Source organism: Hymenobacter sp. IS2118, assembly GCF_000715495.1.
Taxonomy (GTDB): Bacteria; Bacteroidota; Bacteroidia; order Cytophagales; family Hymenobacteraceae; genus Hymenobacter.
The window spans coordinates 1-1,506 of sequence record NZ_JNLX01000097.1; the positions used below are offsets into that span (position 1 = coordinate 1).

Genomic DNA, 1,506 nt, shown 5'->3' on the forward strand with positions numbered 1-1,506 from the left:
TAATCGTAGAAAGTCGGCGCGGTCCCGAGGGCCTGCAAATCGTTGTATTTTTGCTCGGCCAAGGCGAGATATTCGGCTTTGCTCATGGCGGTGGTGGGGGAGGTAGGCATGACACAAGTTACCAATACGCCGCGACAATTTGAATTGCACCCAGCGGGATGGGGAATGGTCTCATGAAACTCTGGACACAATAGCGCATCATCTTTATGTTTGCCCGGCTGGCAGCAAAGCATTGGAACGACACATTATGTCTCGAAATTTTTTAAGAAAAAATGAGTGGGCCAGGCTAAAATATCAACAGATGAAATACGCCTTAGCAGACAAAGCCAATCAAGACCGAAAGCTATATGCTGCGCTGAAAGAGCTTCATATCAACGATTTCATTGACTCAATTACTGATGTTACGCAGTATTTTTCCGTTCTAACTACCGTTTTCGATGGCCTGCACCCTGGATTTGTACACGGATTATCTCATCAGCTCGACGGGCCAAACTTCGGCTACGGGCCTCTCACGCCTGTTCGATGGGCAGCTTAGTCACGACCAGGTGACGCGCTGGCTCAGCAGCGTACACTTGGATTCACGCCAGGTCTGGGGCCATGCCAAACCGCTGATTCGGCAAACCGAGCGGACGTTGGAAGCAGCCGATTTTGCTGTTCTTATCGTCGATGATTCTATTTTGGAGAAGGCCCACACCGATGCCAATGCCCTGCTCTGTACCCATTACGACCATAGCCTGGGGCGGTACGTGAAGGGGCTCAATTTCGTGAGCCTGCTCTATGTGGCCGGTTCGCTCGCCGTGCCGATTGCCGTGGAGCTGGTGGAGAAAACGCAGGCCGTAACCGACCCTAAAACCCAGAAAGTGAGTCAGAAAAGCCCGCTGACGAAAAACGAGATGCTCCGCGCCATGTTGCGCGTGGCCCAAGAGCAAGTGGCCTACGGCTACCTGCTGGCCGACAGCTGGTATGCCTCGGCTGAGAACATGAACCAGGTGCGCGCGTTGGGCCACGACTTTATTTTTGCCCTGCCCACCTCGCGCACCGTGGCCCTGAGCGAAGTGGGGCGCGGCAATGGGGAATTCCAGGCCCTTGATACGCTGGCTTTCCCGGATGGGCAGCCCTTGCGCGTCTGGCTACGGAGCGTCGTGGAGGCGGTGCTCGTGGTCCGGCAAGTCTTTACAAATAAGGACGGTTCGCAGGGCGTGTTATATCTGGTGAGCAGCGATACGAATTTGACCGGGGAACAAGTGACGGTAATCTACCAGAAAAGGTGGAAAATCGAGGAGTACCACAAATCGCTCAAGCAAAACACGTCGATGGGCAAGTCGCCTACGAAAACCATCGATACGCAGGCCAATCATTTCTTTTCTTCCATCCTGGCCTACATCAAGTTAGAGAAGATAACCCGACAATTAGGCATTGGTCATTTTCGCCTCAAAGCCCAACTTTATTTGCGCGGACTCAAAGCCATGCACTACGCGTTAACCAAAATGGCTGCGTAACATCAGT

Annotated in this window: 2 protein-coding genes; both read left to right on the forward strand. The window is 53.0% G+C overall.

Going from position 1 to position 1,506, the window contains the following annotated elements; translation table 11 throughout:
- Positions 1 to 139: 139 nt before the first annotated feature.
- Positions 140 to 535 carry a GrpB family protein gene (locus GM79_RS26475; RefSeq protein WP_072008573.1) on the forward strand — a complete coding sequence of 132 codons (396 nt, stop codon included), beginning with the start codon at positions 140 to 142 and terminating at the stop codon, positions 533 to 535.
- Positions 438 to 1,499 (forward strand): transposase, encoded by a 1,062-nt coding sequence (locus GM79_RS08700; protein WP_035562095.1) that lies wholly within the window; start codon positions 438 to 440, stop codon positions 1,497 to 1,499. The genes GM79_RS26475 and GM79_RS08700 overlap by 98 nt, the downstream gene beginning before the upstream one ends.
- Positions 1,500 to 1,506 lie beyond the last annotated feature (7 nt).

Bases quoted from the DNA above. Each gene is read 5' to 3' on its own strand.
- GM79_RS08700 (WP_035562095.1), top strand. From the start codon at position 438: ATGGCCTGCACCCTGGATTTGTACACGGATTATCTCATCAGCTCGACG.